The organism is Mesorhizobium sp. M0408 (assembly GCF_040321495.1).
In the GTDB taxonomy this organism is placed as follows: domain Bacteria; phylum Pseudomonadota; class Alphaproteobacteria; order Rhizobiales; family Rhizobiaceae; genus Mesorhizobium.
In genome coordinates, this window is sequence record NZ_JAMYRO010000002.1 from 154,189 (window position 1) to 171,055 (window position 16,867).

18 protein-coding genes are annotated in these 16,867 nt (G+C 62.1%); 4 read left to right on the forward strand and 14 right to left on the reverse strand.

The features are described from left to right. Nucleotides 1-3 precede the first annotated feature (3 nt). The 8 genes from NKI67_RS02915 to NKI67_RS02950 form a co-directional block, all read right to left on the reverse strand. On the reverse strand, nucleotides 4-576 hold the full coding sequence (locus NKI67_RS02915; protein WP_023674275.1) for a TRAP transporter small permease: 573 nt from the start codon (nucleotides 574-576) through the stop codon (nucleotides 4-6). A gap of 144 nt (nucleotides 577-720) precedes the next feature. Further along, nucleotides 721-1,695, reverse strand: coding sequence for a sialic acid TRAP transporter substrate-binding protein SiaP (locus NKI67_RS02920; protein WP_023674274.1), 975 nt, complete (start codon nucleotides 1,693-1,695; stop codon nucleotides 721-723). Between the two features lie 51 nt (nucleotides 1,696-1,746). Next, nucleotides 1,747-2,466: a FadR/GntR family transcriptional regulator gene (locus tag NKI67_RS02925; RefSeq protein WP_023674273.1), complete on the reverse strand. Its 720-nt coding sequence runs from the start codon at nucleotides 2,464-2,466 to the stop codon at nucleotides 1,747-1,749. Nucleotides 2,467-2,661: 195 nt separating this feature from the next. Then, complete coding sequence (locus NKI67_RS02930) at nucleotides 2,662-3,567, reverse strand: DMT family transporter (RefSeq protein WP_023674272.1); 906 nt, start codon at nucleotides 3,565-3,567, stop codon at nucleotides 2,662-2,664. Between the two features lie 88 nt (nucleotides 3,568-3,655). Next, a complete protein-coding gene (locus NKI67_RS02935; protein ID WP_023674271.1) occupies nucleotides 3,656-6,256 on the reverse strand; it encodes a TRAP transporter permease in 2,601 nt (866 codons plus the stop codon). A gap of 56 nt (nucleotides 6,257-6,312) precedes the next feature. Continuing rightward, on the reverse strand, nucleotides 6,313-7,266 hold the full coding sequence (locus tag NKI67_RS02940) for a TAXI family TRAP transporter solute-binding subunit (protein ID WP_023674270.1): 954 nt from the start codon (nucleotides 7,264-7,266) through the stop codon (nucleotides 6,313-6,315). A 94-nt stretch (nucleotides 7,267-7,360) separates the two neighbouring features. Further along, entirely contained in the window at nucleotides 7,361-8,692 is a 1,332-nt protein-coding gene (locus NKI67_RS02945) for an aspartate aminotransferase family protein (RefSeq protein WP_023674269.1), read from the reverse strand. After that, nucleotides 8,689-9,594 (reverse strand): MurR/RpiR family transcriptional regulator, encoded by a 906-nt coding sequence (locus NKI67_RS02950; RefSeq protein ID WP_023674268.1) that lies wholly within the window; start codon nucleotides 9,592-9,594, stop codon nucleotides 8,689-8,691. Before NKI67_RS02950 ends, NKI67_RS02945 begins: the two co-directional genes overlap by 4 nt. Before the next feature lie 96 nt (nucleotides 9,595-9,690). Here NKI67_RS02950 and NKI67_RS02955 point away from each other — a divergent pair, with 96 nt between their 5' ends. After that, complete coding sequence (locus tag NKI67_RS02955) at nucleotides 9,691-10,539, forward strand: beta-keto acid cleavage family enzyme (RefSeq protein WP_023674267.1); 849 nt, start codon at nucleotides 9,691-9,693, stop codon at nucleotides 10,537-10,539. Nucleotides 10,540-10,706: 167 nt separating this feature from the next. Then, entirely contained in the window at nucleotides 10,707-11,099 is a 393-nt protein-coding gene (locus NKI67_RS02960) for a GFA family protein (RefSeq protein WP_031211109.1), read from the forward strand. A gap of 374 nt (nucleotides 11,100-11,473) precedes the next feature. On the opposite strand, the gene NKI67_RS02965 is transcribed toward NKI67_RS02960, so the two are convergent. Together NKI67_RS02965 and NKI67_RS02970 are read right to left on the reverse strand one after the other, a co-directional pair. Beyond that, nucleotides 11,474-11,839 carry a DoxX family protein gene (locus tag NKI67_RS02965; protein WP_023674265.1) on the reverse strand — a complete coding sequence of 122 codons (366 nt, stop codon included), beginning with the start codon at nucleotides 11,837-11,839 and terminating at the stop codon, nucleotides 11,474-11,476. After that, on the reverse strand, nucleotides 11,836-12,198 hold the full coding sequence (locus tag NKI67_RS02970; protein WP_031211108.1) for a VOC family protein: 363 nt from the start codon (nucleotides 12,196-12,198) through the stop codon (nucleotides 11,836-11,838). Before NKI67_RS02970 ends, NKI67_RS02965 begins: the two co-directional genes overlap by 4 nt. 290 nt (nucleotides 12,199-12,488) lie before the next feature. Here NKI67_RS02970 and NKI67_RS02975 point away from each other — a divergent pair, with 290 nt between their 5' ends. Together NKI67_RS02975 and NKI67_RS02980 are read left to right on the forward strand one after the other, a co-directional pair. After that, entirely contained in the window at nucleotides 12,489-13,259 is a 771-nt protein-coding gene (locus NKI67_RS02975; RefSeq protein ID WP_352644505.1) for an AraC family transcriptional regulator, read from the forward strand. 110 nt (nucleotides 13,260-13,369) lie between these two features. Continuing rightward, nucleotides 13,370-13,801, forward strand: a complete 432-nt coding sequence (locus NKI67_RS02980; protein WP_352644437.1) for a VOC family protein — start codon at nucleotides 13,370-13,372, stop codon at nucleotides 13,799-13,801. A 124-nt stretch (nucleotides 13,802-13,925) separates the two neighbouring features. Here the strand turns inward: NKI67_RS02980 and NKI67_RS02985 are convergent, their stop codons facing one another. From NKI67_RS02985 to ehuC, 4 genes are read right to left on the reverse strand one after another with little or no spacing between them, the layout of a single operon-like run. Beyond that, a complete protein-coding gene (locus NKI67_RS02985; RefSeq protein WP_023674261.1) occupies nucleotides 13,926-14,657 on the reverse strand; it encodes a GntR family transcriptional regulator in 732 nt (243 codons plus the stop codon). Continuing rightward, nucleotides 14,654-15,433, reverse strand: a complete 780-nt coding sequence (gene ehuA / locus NKI67_RS02990; RefSeq protein ID WP_023717024.1) for an ectoine/hydroxyectoine ABC transporter ATP-binding protein EhuA — start codon at nucleotides 15,431-15,433, stop codon at nucleotides 14,654-14,656. The genes NKI67_RS02985 and ehuA overlap by 4 nt, the downstream gene beginning before the upstream one ends. Next, entirely contained in the window at nucleotides 15,430-16,089 is a 660-nt protein-coding gene (gene ehuD / locus NKI67_RS02995) for an ectoine/hydroxyectoine ABC transporter permease subunit EhuD (protein WP_023674259.1), read from the reverse strand. The genes ehuA and ehuD overlap by 4 nt, the downstream gene beginning before the upstream one ends. Then, nucleotides 16,086-16,814 carry an ectoine/hydroxyectoine ABC transporter permease subunit EhuC gene (ehuC, locus tag NKI67_RS03000; RefSeq protein WP_023674258.1) on the reverse strand — a complete coding sequence of 243 codons (729 nt, stop codon included), beginning with the start codon at nucleotides 16,812-16,814 and terminating at the stop codon, nucleotides 16,086-16,088. Before ehuC ends, ehuD begins: the two co-directional genes overlap by 4 nt. Nucleotides 16,815-16,867: the final 53 nt, after the last annotated feature.

Here is a 16,867-nt window from a genome sequence, read left to right on the forward strand (position 1 = left end):
CGCTCAGACCCCCGCTGTCTCGAACGCACCGGGACGCTCGAGCACCGAATAGCCGCGCCGGTAATTGCCGATAAAGACCTGGATCGAGCGCAGAAGCATCAGCACGAAGCCCGCCAGTACGGCGTAGAAGAACCAGCGCCGCGGCAGGTTGACGGTGACCATGCGCTCATGCGCCACGATCGTGACGTAGCGCCACATCAGCCAGGATCCGTAGGCGAAGAATGCGATGCGGATAATATCGACGGCGAGCGCCAGCCAGCGGCCGACACGCTCCGGCAGATAGTGGTAAAGCACGTCGACGTGGATATGGCGCGAAAGGCGCACGCACATGGCGGCGCCCAGAAAAACGACGACGACGAGCGCGTTGATGGCGATCTCCTCGGTCCAGGCAAGGCTGTTGTTCAGCGCATAGCGGGTGAAGAACTGCAGGAAGACACAGACGACCATGCCCCAGAAAACGGCAAGCGTAATCCAGTCCTCGACGCCGTGGTCCGACAGGTCGACGTGTACCGGCACCTCCTCGAAGGCGTGCGCGATCTCTTCGACGGTGATCTCGGTGTGGTGTTCCTCGGCCATCGGCGCGGGCTCCCGAAGCTGGTGGGTCGTCAAGGATTGAAAAGGCCGTCCGGCGCAATTTGGAGCCGGACGGAAGGGCAGGTCAAAGCAGCAAATCCGATTGCCGCTCTATCCTCTTGATTAAGCATCCGATTTCCGGATAGCCTATTTGATGGCGCGGATCGCTTCCCAATCGGACTTGTTGTAGCCGAACTCCTCGAAGGTGACCTTCTCCAGGACATTCTTCTCGAAATCGGCACGGTCGACATCGGTTACGGTGATGCCGCGGTCCTTGAATACCTGCACCAGTTCCTTTTCGCGGGCGACGATCTTTGCCGTGGCGCGGGCGGCAGCCTCCTGCATCACCTCGGTGAAGATCTTCTTGTCCTCGTCGGAAAGCGAGGCCCAGCGCGACGCCGATATGATGGTGTTGAGATGATCGACGATATGGCCAGTGAGCACGATGTTCTTCTGCACCTCGTAGAATTTCTTCGCCTCGATGGTGGTCAGCGGGTTCTCCTGGGCCTCCACCGTGCCGTTCTGCAGGGCCAGATAGACCTCGGCGAAGGCAATCGGCGCGGTGTTGGCGCCGCAGGCACGCGGCATGGCCAGATAGGCCGGCACGTCGGGAACGCGCATCTTCAAGCCCTGCATGTCGGAGCACTTGGCGATCGGACGGTTCGAGGTGGTCTGCCGCGTCCCGTAATAGGTGGTGGCGGCGATATGATTGCCGGTCTTGTCCTCATAGCCCTTGGTCAGGGCCTTGTAGACGTCGCTTTTGGTGTATTTCAGCAGATGGTCGGCATCGCGGAAAGTGTATGGGAAATAGGTGACGCCGATCGGTGGATATTCGCGCGCCGCGAAGCTCGATCCGGAAATGATGATGTCGACGGTGCCGAGCATCAGGCCCTGGTTGATGTCCGCTTCCTTGCCAAGCTGCGAGGCCGGATAGACGTCGATGGCGTAGCGGCCCTGGGTGCGCTTCTTGATTTCGTCGGCCGCCCACACGGATTCGGTGTGGAAGGGCTCCGTCGTCTCGTAGACATGTGCCCATTTCAGGACCGTTTCCGCCGAGGCCGACGCCATGGGTATGGCAATTGCGGCGATCGCACCGAGCAGAACTGCGTATTTTCTCAGCATCTAATTCCTCCCTGGTTGAACTTGACGGCCGGATCTCCCCCCGGCCAACTGCTATTCCGCAACCTCCTTGGCTGCGGCTCTCTCATCGAAATTGCGTGAGAATCTGATTTGCGACTGGCGCAGATGCTGCTGCATGGCGGCCTTGGCCCGCTCGGGGTCGCGCGCGGCAATTGCATCGCGCACGGCACGATGTTCCTTTGCCGCGACCTGCCAGGAATCGCTGGTCTCGAAATAGATCGACAGGCGTTCGAAGTACGGGTTCATGCGCTGGTCGAAAAGCTCGCCGATGAAGCGCACCAGCACCGCGTTCTCGAGAATGCCGGCGACAGCGGTGTGGAATTCCCGGTCGAGCGCAATGGTCATCTTGTTGGGGTGACGCATGGCCTCCATCCGGCGCAGCACGTCGTCGAGCCGTTCGATATCTGCAGGCCGGACATGGAGGGCCGCTTCGGCGGCGATCGCGCCTTCGACGAATTCGCGCGCGCGCAACAGCTCGAACGGGCCTTCCTCGACTTCGGGTTCGGAGGCGGCGGCGCTCGGCGGATCGATGACGTAGATACCCGAGCCGACGCGGATGCGTATGCGGCCTTCGACCTCCAGCGCTATCAGCGCTTCACGGACTGTCGGGCGGGAAATTCCGAGCTGGTCGGCCAGATCCCGCTCGGTCGGCAGGCGGTCGCCGACGGAAAACTCGCCGGCATCGATCAGCTGCCTGAGCTGATCGGCGACCTGTCGGTAAAGCCGGCGTGGTTCAACGGACTGGATCGGCATGCGCGTTTAGTTCCCTCCCGGGGCCAACCCTGGTACATTGGTCTGACCCATTGACCGCAGCCTAAACTGACGACCAAGAGAGTCAAGCTGGATAAAAAAGACAGAAGAAGAAGGCGCCCTGACCCATCTATCCGGTGCACCTATGTGGCGCGGCCCGCGCAGCGGAAGGCGGCGCATTGCGAAGTATTGCATGCGTCAGCGCCGTCCTCCGCGAATGACCAGGACGTTTCCGGCGGCAACGAGGACGAGCCCGATGATCGCGTACGCAGTCCAGTCATAACCTTCCAGCGCCGTGGAGATCAAAAGCGCAAAGACGGGAAATATGACGGTCGCATAGCCGGCGCGGGCGCCGCCAATGCGTCCGAGCAGCGTCAGGTAGGCGGCGAAAGCCATGACCGTCGATATGACGGCGAGGAAGACCAGCGAGCCGATATAAGGGGCGGTCGTCGCGAACACGAACGGCTCACCAAGCAGGAAGGCCAGGAACGCCGACCACAGAGTGCCATAAAGCATGCCCCAGGCGCTCGTTGAAACGAGCGGCAGGTCGCGGCGCTGGTTTGCGACGGAGACGAGATTGCCGGCGCAGAAGCTCAGCGTGCCGCAGAGGCACAGGAGAAGGCCCACCAACGTGCCGCCGGAAAGCCCGTTGGCAGCGATTTCGGGAAAGAACATCAGCGCTATTCCGGCGAAGCCGATGATGCCGCCGGCGAGAATGCGCGGCGCCGGGCGCTCGCCGATGACCAAGGCACCGAGCAGCATGTTGATGACCGAGGCGAGCGAAAAGACGACCGAGAGCAAGCCGCTGACGAGATAGCCGGCGCCATAATAGAAAAACAGGAAGTTCGACGAGAAGATGAGGATGCCAAGCACAGCAAAGCGCAAATGATCGGCGATCGGAAAGCGGAGCCGCCGACCGGAAAAACCCGCCCAGGCAAACATCAGCAGCGTGGCGATGGCGAAGCGCCAGACCAGATTGACCTCGTTCGACACGCCGCTGCCGACCTGAAGTTCGATCGCGAACCACGATGCGCTCCAGGCAATGACCGTCAGCGCGTAAAGCCCGTAGTCGACGGGTTCGAAGGGGCGGTCGCGCGTCGTCATGCGCATTTCCGCGTTAGCCGGCTCCAGGGCGTCGTTTGGTTCTTTGGTTACCGACATGCTGGCCAAGACGCTTCCGCTCACAAGACGTTTACAGACCAACCGCCCGCCTTCGCCGCTTCTGGCCCCAGACGACGAGACCGAGCAACAGCAGAGCCGGAATGGCGAACCAATAGCGCGACGTCCGTTCCGCAGGGACTAGCACCTGGTTGATTTCGTCGCCGGGCTGCAGGCCGAATTTGGCCGCCTGGCTGCCCAGTCGCACGACGCCGACTGTCACGCTATCGCCAAGCGCACTGACGTCCAGGCCCGCAGCCTTCAGGCGTTCGGCCGATGAATTTGCGGGCCCGAGTTGTAGCCGAACCAGCTTCGATATCTCATCGCCGTTGAGGTTCAGTGTCGTCAGGCGCAGGCGAACCGCTCCGCCTTCGGCTGTCTCGTCGACGATACGGCTGAGTTCGGAGGCAGGCACTGCCCGATAAGGTTCGCTCACCTGATCGAGCAACAATCCCGGTCTGAACAAGATGAAACAGGCCACAAGCAACGCAATCGTCTCGTACCAGCGGTTGCGCACGAGCATCCAATTCTGCGTCGCTGCTACAAACGAGACCATGGCGAGCGTCGATGTGACCACCATCGCGACGAAGTCGAACGGCCCTTCGAGATCGATCATCAGCAGTCCGGTGTTGAAGATGAAGATGAATGGCAAGAGGCCGGTACGGATCTCGTACTTGAAGCCCTGAATGCCGGTCTTCACCGGATCGGCGCCTGAAATTGCCGCAGCAGCATAAGCCGCCAGCCCCACTGGCGGCGTCACGTCCGCCATCAGCCCGAAATAGAAAACGAACATGTGGACGGCGACCAGCGGCACGGCAAGATCGTTCTGCGCCGCCAAATCGACGATGACCGGCGCCATCAAGGTGGCGACGACGACATAGCTCGCAGTGGTCGGCATGCCCATGCCGAGAATGATGCAGATCACCGCGGTGAACAAAAGCATGACGATGAAGCTGCCGCCCGAGATGAATTCGACCAGCTCGGTCATTACCAGCCCGATGCCCGTGAGCAGAACCGTGCCGACGATGATGCCGGCCGTCGCAGTGGCAATGCCGACCGTCGTCATGTTGCGTGCGGCGGCGGACAGGCCACCGACCAGATCGTCGAAACCGTGAAGCCAATGCTGCGCCAGCGCGCGGTCCTTGCGGAAAAAGGCGGTGAGCGGCCGCTGCGTGACGATCAGCGCCATAAGGGCGACAGCGCCCCAGAATGCCGACAGGCCGGGCGACAACTCCTCCACCATCAGGCACCAGATCAGCAGGATCACAGGCAGCAGAAAATGCAGGCCGGTGCGCGCCGTCTCGCCGAAGTGGGGAATCCTGACGATCTCGCCCTCCAGATCCTCCAGCGGCAGGTCGGGATAACGCGCCCGGTAGGCGACAAGGCCGATGTAAACGGCGATCAGCGCGGCAGTGATCATCCAGGTCGCGGCCGCGCCGAAAACGATCTTCGTCCAGCCAATGCCGTAATAGACAAGCCCTGCGAGGACGATGAAGCCGCATACGCCCATCAGCCCGCGCAGCGCACCCTGATAGGCCGAATGGGCGCTGCGCGACGGCAGACCCTTCAGCCCCATCTTCATCGCCTCGATATCGACGATGTAGAACAACGAGCCGTAGGTCAGCAGCGCCGGGTAGAAGGCGTGCTTGACCACCTCGGCATAGGAGATGCCGACATATTCCGCGATCAAGAACGCGGCGGCGCCCATCACCGGAGGCATCAGCTGACCATTGACGCCGGCCGCGCATTCGATGGCGCCCGCCTTCACCGCAGAATATCCGACGCGACGCATCAGCGGGATGGTGAAGGTTCCGGTGGTCACGACATTGGCGATCGACGACCCGGAAATCATGCCGGTCAGGCCGGAAGCCACGACACCGGCCTTGGCCGGACCGCCGCGGTATTTGCCGAGCAGCGAGAAGGCAAGCTGGATGAAAAAGCCGCCGGCGCCGGCGCGCTCCAGCAATGTTCCGAACAGAACGAACATGAAGACGACGTTGGTGGACACACCGAGGGCAACACCGAAGACCCCCTCCGACGTCAGCCACATCTGCGAGGCTGCGCGCGATAACGTCGCGCCCTTGTGGCCGAGCAGGCCAGGAAGGTGAGGCCCGGCGAAGATATAGGTCAGCATGATCGCCGCGATGACGGTGATGGCAGGCCCGACGGCGCGACGGGCGGCCTCGAGCAGGATGAGGACGCCGGCGATCGAGACGACCAGGTCAGCCGTAGTAGGAAGGCCCGGCCGATGGGCGATATCGCTGTAAAAGACCAACAGATAGAGGGCGGACGCCGCCCCGGCGATGCCTAGCACCCAGTCGGGCAGCGGCACCCGGCTGCGCGACGAGGTCTTGAAGGCCGGAAATGTCAGCATCGCCAGAAACAGGGCGAAGGCCAGATGGATGGAGCGGGCGATGCCGTCGCTGACGACACCAAAATTGAGCATGAACGGAAGGGGCGAGGCATACCAGAGCTGGAACAGCGACCATGCCAGCGATACGCCGAGGATCAGCTTCGCGGTGCGGCCGGTCGGCTTGCGCCCACCGGTGTCGGCCTCGGCGACGATCTCGCTAAGCTTGTCAATGTCGATAACGGGTTGGTCAGGCCCTGCCGCCCGCTGGCTTTGATCTGTCATCGTTCCCCACAATTATTTGCGATGCGAGGCGCCTGTGGCGCCTCGCATTGAAGGCCTCAGAGCCAGCCCTTCTCCTTATAATAGCGCTCCGCGCCCGGATGCATTGGCGCCGACAGACCGGTCTTGATCATCTCCTTGGGATCGAGATTGGCGAAAGCCGGATGCAGTTTCTTGAAGTCGTCGAAATTTTCGAAGACCGACTTCACCAGTTCGTAGACCACCTCATCGGGCGTGCTGGCATTCGTCACCACTGTCGCGCGGACGCCGAATGTCGTCACGTCGTCCGGATTGTTGGCGTACATGCCGCCCTTGATGGTGGCGACTGAATAGTACGGATGAGCTGCCAACAGCGCGTCCACTGCCGGACCGGTCAGCGGGATGAGTTTGGCGCCACAGGCCGTGGTCGGATCCTGGATCGCGGCGGAAGGATGACCGACGCCGTAGAAGAAACCGTCGATCTTGTTGTCGCACAGCGCGCTGCCCTGCTCGTCCGCCTTCAGCTCCGCGGCAAGCGAGAAATCGCCGAGCGTCCAGCCCATCTGCTTGAGCAACTCCTCCATGGACGAGCGGGTGCCTGACCCGGGATTGCCGACGTTGAAGCGTTTGCCTTTGAAATCCTCGAATTTGGTGACGCCGGCGTCCGGCCGCGCTAGCACGGTAAACGGCTCGGGATGGACGGAGAACACGGCCCGCAGATCCTTGAACGGCTTGCCGTCGAAATTTCCGGTCCCCTCATAGGCCTGGTACTGGACGTCCGATTGGGTCAAGCCGAAATCGAGGTCGCCGGTCTGGATGGAGTTGACGTTGAAGACCGAACCGCCGGTCGACTCCGTCGAGCATCGGATGCCGGTTTTCTGCCGGTCCTTGTTCATCAGTCGGCAAATGGCGCCGCCGACGGCGTAGTAGACGCCGGTGACCCCGCCGGTGCCGACCGTGACGAAGCGCTGCTCGGCTCCGACGGATGGCAGCGCCAGCAGCATGCAGGCCGCCGCGCCGATCAGGGTTTTCATTGAACTGTACATGGTTGCTACCTCTCTGGTGGGGTGTCCCGGCCCGTCGCCGATGACGCGTTGGAACTGGTTGAGGCGGTCCGCGTCGTGCGGGTCAGGCCGCTGAAGCGATCGCAGCGTCGATCGCCTCACCGAGCCGTTTGACGATCCGATCGATATCCTGTTTGGAAATGATGAATGGCGGCGCCACAAGCACATGAACGCCCCGCACACCATCAATCGTCCCGGCCATCGGATAAATCATCAGGCCGCGGGCCATTGCTTCGCGCTTGATGCGGGCGTTGAGTTCAAGCCTCTGGTCGAATGGTTCCTTGCTGGCGCGATCAACCACCAGCTCGATTCCCCTAAATAGACCCCGCCCGCGAATGTCGCCGACGTGATGGTGGTTATCGAAGCGTTGGTGCAGGCGTTCGTCCAGCTGCGCGCCCATTGCGCTGACGTTGTCGAGCAGACCGTCACGCCGGATGACCTCCTGCACGGCAAGGCCGGCCGCCGCTGCCATTGGATGGCCCATATAGGTATGCCCATGCTGGAAGAAGCCCGAGCCTTGGGCAAAGGCATCGAAGATATGCCGGCCGAGCAGCACCGCGCCAATCGGCTGGTAGCCACCGCCGAGCCCCTTGGCGATGGTCAGCAGGTCGGGAGCGATGCCGTCCTGCTCGCACGCATGCAGCGTGCCGGTACGGCCCATGCCGCACATCACCTCGTCGAGAATGAGCAGCACGCCGTAGCGGTCGCAAATCGCGCGAATGTGCTTGAAGTAGTCCGCGACCGGCGGCACCGCGCCGAGCGTGGCACCCACCACCGGCTCGGCGACAAAGGCGATGACCTCGTCCGGGCCGAGTTCTAGGATCTTGTCTTCGAGCTGCTGGGCGGCGCGCGCCGCATAGGCTTCGTCGCTTTCGCCATGCTTTTGATAGCGATAGGCGTAACAGGGGTCGATATGGTGGGTCTCGATCAGCAACGGCCTGAACTGGGCGCGCCGCCATTCGTTGCCGCCGGTGGCAAGAGCGCCGAGCGTATTGCCGTGATAGCTCTGCCGGCGTGCGATGAGATGGCGCCGTTGCGGCTCGCCTTTCTCGACAAAATATTGCCTGGCCATCTTGAGCGCGGCCTCGACCGCCTCCGAGCCGCCGCTGACTAGATAGACGTGGTCCAAGCCTTTCGGCGCGTCCTCGACCAGCCGATCCGCCAAGCGCTCCGCCGCTTCGGTGGTGAAGAAGCTGGTGTGGGCGTAGGCGATGCGGTCAAGCTGGGTGTGCAGTGCAGCGATCACGTCGGGATGGCCGTGGCCGAGACAGGACACGGCCGCGCCGCCCGACGCGTCGATATAGGACTTGCCCTCGGCATCGAACAGTTCGATGCCTTGGCCGCGAATGGCGACCGGCAGCGTCGAGTGGATGGTTCGATGAAGAATGTGTGTCATCGACGGTCCCTCATGGGCATTTTCTTCGGCGGACGTTGGTTCAGATGGGTCTTGAGAGCAGCGCCCTGCTCATCGAAACGTCGCAGCGACTCAACAGCGCCCTCGCCTGCCTGCCCTGCGACAAGAGCACCGAGGACCTCAGCAACGATGAAAGCTGGCGTCATGGTGTGGAAAAAGGACGGACTGCCGGTCGGCACGACGACTAGGTGATCGGCAAGCAGCGCCAAGGGCGCTACCCCGCTGTCGGTGATCGCAATGACCGGTACGCCGCGGCCGGCAGCGTACTCGACAAGCTCGATGGTGAAGCGCGTGTAGGGCAGGACGCTGGCGGCGATCAGCACGTCGTCCTTGGTCGCATGGGCCAGAGCGTCGCCATCGGTTCCGCCGATGCCGTGCAGCAGCACCGACTTCTCGCCGATCAGCGACAGGATGTAATGCAGATGCCAGGCGACTGCGTGGCTCGAGCGCAGGCCGAGGCAATAGACGCGCCTTGCCGCACTCAGCGCCCTGGCCGTCTCGACCAGACGGTCGATCGACCTGCCTTCGGCGAGATGGGAAAGCTGGCTGGAAATCGAATCCAGAATATCGGCCGCCAGCGCGTGGTCGCCCTTGAGCTTTTGGCTGGCCACCTGAAGGCCCGCCTTGCCGGCGAAACCGATTTCGCCGTCCCGGATCGCGGCGGCGTAGATATCGCGTACCGCCTCGTAGCCATCAAGGCCGAGATGCTGGGCCAGCCGCGTCATCGTCGCCGGCTGCACTCCTGCGTGCCTGGCCTGCTCGCGCATAGACAACAGCGCGACATCATACGGCTTATCAAGGACATAGCGCGCAGCGGACCGAAGCTGCGCCGACATACCGTCGAAGGCAGTGACGATCTGTCCAGCAAGCTCTTCCTGGTCCATGGATATTGCTAGCTCGCCAGACCAGCGATTGCAACGTCTGTTTCAGTGTGATCAAAGACTGATTCATATGCATCTTGTCACTTACAGAACGTTCCCATGAAGCCGCCCCATGGTCTCGACCGCATCGCCATAGCCGTCGCCCCGAACGGGGGACGTCGCAGCAAGGCCGACCATCCGGCGATTCCGCTGACACCAGCCGAACTTGCGAGGACGGCCGCGGAATGCGCCGATGCCGGTGCGGCTATGATCCACGTTCATGTCCGTGACAGAAGCGACAATCATCTGCTCGACGCCGACGCCTACCGCCAGGCGATCGCCGCCATCCGCGGTGCTGCCGGCGACCGCTTGGTAATCCAGATCACCTCCGAAGCGCTCGGTATCTATTCGCCGGCCCAACAGATGGCCGTCGTACAAGATGTAAAGCCGCAAGCTGTCTCCCTGGCGCTTCGCGAAATCGTTCCTGATGCCGGATCGGAACTCGCCTTCGTGCGCTTCATGGCCTGGCTGCACACCGAGGGGGTTGCGCCGCAGATCATCCTCTATTCGCCCGAGGAGGCCGTCAGGCTTTCGGACATGCAGCAGCGCGGACTGATCCCCTGGGCAAGCATACCGGTTCTCTACGTGCTGGGCCGCTACACGCCGGGACAGACGTCCGTTCCTGCCGATCTCTTGCCATTCCTTGCGGCGAACATGCCGCGCTTCGACCATTGGAGCGTCTGCGCCTTCGGCCGCAACGAAGCGGCGTGCGTGACCGCCGCCGCGTTGCTTGGCGGCCATGTCCGGGTCGGCTTCGAAAACAATCTTTTCCTTCCGGACGGCAGCATAGCCTCGTCCAACGCCGAGCTGGTAGCGACCGTCGCACGCATACTCGCCGACTGCGGTGTCAAGATCGCCTCGGCCGCCGAGTTGGCGGCTCAATGGAACGCGCCGTTTCGTTCCATATGACAAACCAAAGCCTATTTTCGGCGGCAAGCTCGCGCAAGGCATAGAGAGGCGGCTGCAATGTCATCGCCACGGAAGAACGACGTGTCCCCGCCCGCGGCGCGGCGATTGCAACAACAGTGCCGGTCGTTGTAACCATTCCGGCCGCTTGATTTTGGAGGAGACGCAGCATGGACCGATTCACCGGCGGTTGCCTGTGCGGCAACGTCCGAATTATCGCGTCGGGGCGCCCATACCGGGTCGGCCTTTGTCACTGTCTTGACTGCCGCAAGCATCATGGCGCCCTTTTTCACGCTTCCGCGATTTTTCCTGAGGATGCGGTGACGATCGACGGCGAAACACGCGACTATGCCGGGCGGTTTTTCTGTCCCCGCTGCGGCTCCTCCATTTTCGGACGCACCGCAGACGAAATCGAAGTAAACCTGGGGTCGCTGGATGCGCCTGACCAGCTGATGCCAACCTACGAAAGCTGGATCATCCGTCGCGAGGCCTGGTTGCCGCCGTTTCCGCTCACCAGACGATACGAGCGCGATCGTGACGCCACGGGTCGCTTTGAGGAATAGGTCGCACGAACGCTGCCGAGGAGGCAACGACATCAGAACACGGATGAGGCCGCCTTCTCGCGCCGCTAAAATGTGAACTTGCACGCTTACAAGGTGCGCTGCCTTCATCCACATTGCCCCATAGGCATTCGTGAGCGCCTAAGGTGACCCGTGACAGCCAAGGCGCCGTACCTTAGAGGAGGATCGCAGGGGATGGGATTCATCGTCGCGATCCTGACGTAGGCTTTGTACAGAGCGCCGCGTTCAATGCTGGCCGTTTAGGAGGTCACGCCGGAAGATCGGCCTTGCGGAAGCCATCAACGAAATGCCCAAGCAGCGCAGCGTCGTGGAATGGCACTGTCGTGGTCCAGTGGCCCGCCGCCTCGAAACGATGATCACAGGCTAGTGGTCGCGGCGACAATCAACCCGCCCAAGACGGCGACATTGATGGTGAAGCCGGTACGAAGCGCTTCGCGTTCATCGCCGCTGTAGCGCCAGAAGTTGAGCGCCATGAACGACGCCGCAATGGTGAATGCGGCCAAGGTCGCGGCGGGAAACGGTCCACCAAGGCCCGTTGCTAAGCAAAAGCCACCTGCAATCTCAAGCACCGATCCGGCCGCGAGAAGAGGCCTGGGAGCAGGAAAGCCCCGCTCGGCCAGGGACGCTGCAACCGCCCGGAACCTGAGGAAATGCTCGGCGCCCGCCCAGATAAAGACGCAGCCGAGCAAAACCAATCCGAGGTGGTGGAAGAACGCGATCATTCCTTGCTGCCGTCCTCGGTGTAAACCGCAAGCTCGTAACCATCCGGGTCCGCGAAATGGAAGCGCCTGCCGCCCGGGAATCCATAGATCGGCCTGACGATCTTGCCTCCCGCCTGCTCGACCCGCTTGACCGTTCCCGGCAAATCATCTGCATAGAGGATGACGAGCGGGCCTCCTCCGGACCTCGCTGGGCCAGCGGCAAAGCCACCTGACAAGCGCCCGTCGTTGAACTCGCAATATTGCGGGCCGTAGTCGGTGAAGGTCCAGCCGAAGGCCTTTCCGTAGAAGTCGCGTGACCGCTGAATGTCTTTCACGTTGAATTCGACGTAGTCGATCCGTTGATCGTTGTTGTTGCTCATGACGCATACCTCTCGTGTGATGTACGACGCCGAAAGATAAGCACGCATCTCGCTTGCCGGATTGAACGAAACGGCCATCGACGTATGAGCCGCACACGGCGCTGCCGATGGCGATGCACGTAGCATCACCCCTCACCTGCCCTCTTCCTTCCGGCCGGAAGAAAACAACCGATTCTTGCAACCGTTCTCGATTGGCAGACGTTGTCGGTCGTGCAGATTCTTGTCTCGAGCGACGGCGGGCGCAGCCACTGCGTCGTAGGTTCACCGCCGGTAGTCCGAAGAGGAGCGAGATGAGCGATCCCGTCCCAGCGCAGGCAACGGGTTCATTTGAGCAACGTCCAGCGTCGGCGCGGCTTCGCGGGAGCTTTGCTTCGGTGTGGGTGCATCGAATGGACCCGGCGGGCTCACCGCCGATCGTCATCATGCCCGACGCAACGATCGATCTGCAATGGATCGGAGGCAGCTTCCGAATTGCTGGCCCTGACAAGGAGCCGCAGACCGTGGTTCTCGCGGCAGACGAGAGCGTGATCGGCTTGCGCTTTCATCCTGCCACGGCGGCGGCATGGCTCGGCGTGCCGCAAATCGAGCTTGTCGGCCAGAGGCTGTCGCTCGACGATTTATGGGGAGCGCGAGCCCGGCGCCTCGCCAGCCGCGTGCGCGCTGGTGACAATCTCGAGGATCTGGCCTGCTCGCTCCAACAGGTCGTCGCCGAGGAGGCGGCCTCCCACGCGACAGACGTTCCCATGCAGGCGGCATATCGCTTGATTGAGCGCGGGCCGCCACCCGACGCGCCTCTCATCCCCTGGTTGATGCGCGCGCTCGAGATGAGCGAAAGGACGTTGCGCCGGCGCTTCGACGAGAGCTTCGGCTATGGCCCCAAGACGCTCGACCGTATCCTCCGCTACCAGCGCTTTCTGCGGCTTTCGAGCCAATCGAACAGCGCTACGGCCATCCTGGCAGCCGAGGCGGGCTATTCCGACCAGGCGCATCTTGTCCGCGAGAGCCGACGCCTGACAGGAAGCACCCCGCGACAGATTCATCGGCTGCTGCAGAACGGGTGAAACCTCTCGGCGCGTCCTTCGACTTGGCGGCGCGCTGTTGGCCGTTTTGTTCAAGTCTTCATTGTCGCCCGACTTTATCCTGGTGTCTCCGACAACCAGAGGAGACTGCCATGAAACCGCGCATTTCGGTTTTGACTATCGCTGTCGCCGACCTCGAGAGTTCTCTCGCATTCTACCGCGACGGTCTCGGCTTGCCGACGGAAGGGATCATCGGCCGCGAGTTCGAGCATGGCGCCGTCGCGTTCTTCACGCTGTCCGGCGGGTTGAAGCTCGCGATCTGGGCGCAGGACGACCTCGCCTACGACACCGGCCTCCCCAAGGCGCCGATCAGCTCGACCTCGTTCACGATCGGACACAACGTTGTGCGCCGCGAAGAAGTCGATCAAGTGATGGATGAGGCCGCCCGCGCCGGAGCCGAGATCATCAAGCCTGCCCGGGACACATTCTTTGGTGGGTACGCCGGATATTTCCGCGACCCGAACGGACACCTGTGGGAGGTCGTCTGGAACCCCGCCAACATACCGAGTGAGAATCCTCTTTAAGGGCGGCGCGGGCCTGCAGTCTCGCCGGTGCTGGCAAATTCTGTCGGCACCGGGCGGGCGGCATGCTTTCCCTGGCAACTAGGCAAGTTCGACGGCAGGCCACCGGCACAATCTTAAGCGCTGATTATGTAGCTCTATCCAGATTCGCCTCGCCTGCGTGACGCATCATGCGGCGGAAGCTCATTGAGATATGCGCCCGCCTTATGTGCCCGATGGACTCCCAGTCGCCGATCTCAGCGGCGGCAAGGACCTCTTCCATTTCGCGGCGGAACGCGGTGAATTCCTCGACAAGGCCCAATTGCGGCATCAGCTTCAGGACGACGCGCGCGACCTGAAAATACAGGCGCTCGCTGATCTCGCGCAGTGGCTGGTTGCCGGTCATCGCCGTGAGCTCGTAGAAAAAATCCATGTTGAGGCGCAGGAAAGCGCGCTGGTCGGGATTGAGTATATCGGAATCGCAGCGCGCGATGAGCGCCCGTATCCGGTCGAGGTCGTCCGCCGTGCGCGGGATCGGCGAAAGCTTGCCGACGAGGAGCGCCAGCTCCAGGCGCAGATGATAGACCTGCTGCAATTCCTCGATGTCGACGTCGGTGACGATCGTGCCGACGCCGTGGACGGATTGAACCAGACCCTCGGATTCAAGGCGCGCCAGCACGCGCCGGACCGGCGTGCGGCTGATCTCGAATTCCTGGGCAAGTTCTTCCTCGGACAGGTGGCTTCCCGGCGCATAATCGAGCAGGCAGATGCGGTCGCGCAATATCCGGTAGATGCGCTCGAACCGCTCTCGCGCGGAGAGCGGGCGCGGCGGCGCGGCGGTCACCGTCGTGGGCGGCTTGGCCTCTGTCTCGATCGTCACCCAGCCTCCAGGACAGCGTGCAGGAATTGCCGTGTCCGCTCGTTCTTGGGAGCACCAAACAGTTCGCTTGGCGGTCCCTGCTCGCAGATCTTGCCTTGATAGAAGAAACAAACGCGGTCGGAAAACTCCTTGGCGAAGCCCATCTGATGGGTGACCATCAGCATGGTGAGATCATGCTCGCGCCCGATTTGCCTTATCACCTGCAGCACTTCGCCGACAAGCTCCGGGTCGAGCGCCGACGTCACCTCGTCGAACAGCATGATCTTGGGCCGCATGGCCAGCGCCCTGGCGATGGCGACGCGCTGCTGCTGGCCGCCGGAAAGCTGTGATGGATAGTGGTCCTTCTTCTGGGCCAGACCGACCAGCTCCAGCAGCTCGGCCGCTCTTGCCTCGGCGTCCGCCCGCTTCATTCCGAGCACCGTTATCGGCGCCTCTATGCAGTTCTGCATCGCCGTCATATGCGGAAACAGGTTGAACGACTGGAACACCATGCCGATCTTGGCGCGGATCTTGCGGATGTGGGCGAGATCGGCGGGAACAAGCTTGCCGTTCCTCTCCATATGGGTCAGCGGCTCGCCTTCGACCCAGATGACGCCGTCATTGATCGTCTCCAGCGTCATCAGCATGCGCAGCACCGTCGTCTTGCCCGAACCCGACGGACCGATGACCGAGACTTTTTCGCCGCGCGCTATTTCGAGATTGAGCCCGTCGAGAACGGTTAACGTGCCGTAGCGTTTCGATACATTGTCGAAGCGGACCATCGGTTGTTCAGTCATCGGGTGGTCCTCCGGTTGAGCAGCCCTTCGAGGGAGCGGATGAGCGCCGCCGAAACCAGGCTCATGGCAAGGAAAAACAGGCCGACCAGCGTGATCGGCTCGGTGTAGCGGAACGTTTCGGAGCCGATGATCTTGGCGGTCTGCATCAGTTCCATCACGGCGATTGCGGAAAGCAACGGCGTTTCCTTGAACAAGGCCACCAGATAATTGCCGAGCGCCGGAACGATCGGCGGGATCGCCTGCGGAATGATGATGTCGCGGAACGTCGTCCAGGACGAGAGATTGAGCGCGATCGAAGCTTCCCACTGGCCGCGATGGATGTTGTCGAAACCGGCGCGATAGACCTCGGAGCAATAGGCGGCGTAGTGGATGCCGATGGCCAGCACCCCGGCGGTGAAAGCGTCGAGCACGACACCGAATTTCGGAAAGACGAAATAGAGAAAGAATATCTGGATAAGCAGCGGGGTCGAGCGGATCAGCTCGACCAGCACCGAAATCGTCCAGCTGGTCCATGGCACGGCGATGCGGACGACCGCCAGCACCAGACCGAGCGAGGCGGCAAGTGCAAAGCCGATCAGCGTCGCCTCGATGGAAATGACGGCGGCGCGGGCAAGCACCGGCAGGATTTCCAGGGCAAATCCCCAATCCCAGATCATGCCGCCTTCCCCCGCGCCAGTCCGAGCGACGCCCGCCTTTCAAGAAGCCGCATGCCGATGGTCACAACCAGCGACATTGCCAGGTACATCAAAAGAACGAGGGTGAAGATCGGAATGGTCTTGAACGTGTTCTGGTTCATTTGCTGCGCCTTGAAGGCGAGATCCGAAAGCGTGATCAGCGAGACCAGCGCCGTCGATTTCAGAAGCTCGATGAACAGATTGCCCCAGGGTGGGATCATCGCGACAAAGGCCTGCGGCAGGATGATCCGACGCAACATCTGCGGGCGGCTCATGTTCAATGCCGTACACGCTTCCCACTGCCCGCGGGCGACGGACAGGATCGCGCCGCGCACGCACTCCGATCCATAGGCGCCGACATTCAGGCCGAGCGCGAGCACCGCCACCACGAACGCGTTGATCGTGACGCCGAATTGCGGGAGCACGAAAAACAGCCAGAACAATTGCACCAGTGCCGACGTTCCGCGGAAGATCTCGACGTAAACCGTGGCCAGCCATCTGAGCGGCGTCGGGCCGTACATCCTTGCAAGTGCCGCAAGCACGCCCATGACAATTGCCAGCAGGCTGCCGAGGACGGCGATCTCGATTGTCAGGACCGCGCCTTGCAGCAGCCCCGGCATAAACACTTGATATGATTCCTGTGTTGCCAAGGCACCGATCACGACAAGCGCGATGACCAGCATGGCAACGAGCGTACGGATACCCATGCGATTCCCCCAAGGAAAAAGGGCGGCGCTTTCGCGCCGCCAGCAGTTGGGAA